Origin of the sequence: Pseudoalteromonas porphyrae (genome assembly GCF_001298125.1) — a bacterium.
Classification (GTDB): domain Bacteria; phylum Pseudomonadota; class Gammaproteobacteria; order Enterobacterales; family Alteromonadaceae; genus Pseudoalteromonas; species Pseudoalteromonas neustonica.
This window is the reverse complement of the sequence record NZ_LHPH01000096.1, coordinates 1-583: the sequence shown is the minus strand read 5'-3', so window position 1 is coordinate 583 and position 583 is coordinate 1. Positions and strand designations below refer to the sequence as shown.

The following is a 583-nucleotide window of genomic DNA, read 5'->3' as shown; positions in this document are numbered from 1 at the left end:
TGTAAAAGTTACTGCGAGCATTTACTTAAACTCAGCCATTATTTTAATAAACCACTCGATTTAATTACTGATGATGAGCTGAATATCTTTTTTAAAGATCCTGCCATTCGCAAGCTCTCCAGAGCGAGTCAAAAAATACAAATAAACAGCATTTGGTTCTTGTTTAAGAATATTTTACATCGCCCACTGAACTTAGACATAGCCTTGCCTAAAGCGAAACCTCGGGCACCTACTTATTTATCGCGTGATGATATTCGTCGACTTATAGAAAGTTGCACGGATATGCGTTTAAAAACATTGATAGTGGTGTGTTATGGATGTGGTTTGCGTATTGGCGAACTGCTGCGCATCAAAGTGCAAGACATCGATGGACAGCGTAAAACCATTTTAATTGAACATGGTAAAGGAGATAAATCGCGTTACGTAGTTGTATCAGATAGTGTACTGAATCAATTACGTTGTTACTGGAAAATGTATCACCCAACGGGTTGGATGTTTTACTCGCGATTGTTAATGGATAAACCTATGTCAGCATCGACCTTCAGGAAGCCATTGAGAAAACACGCACAAGCGTGTGGTTTAG

At 38.9% G+C, this 583-nt stretch carries 1 protein-coding gene; it reads left to right on the top strand.

Going from position 1 to position 583, the window contains the following annotated elements:
• Positions 1 to 583: tyrosine-type recombinase/integrase (locus ADS77_RS22440; RefSeq protein ID WP_054456219.1), on the top strand; the 583-nt coding region annotated here is incomplete at both ends.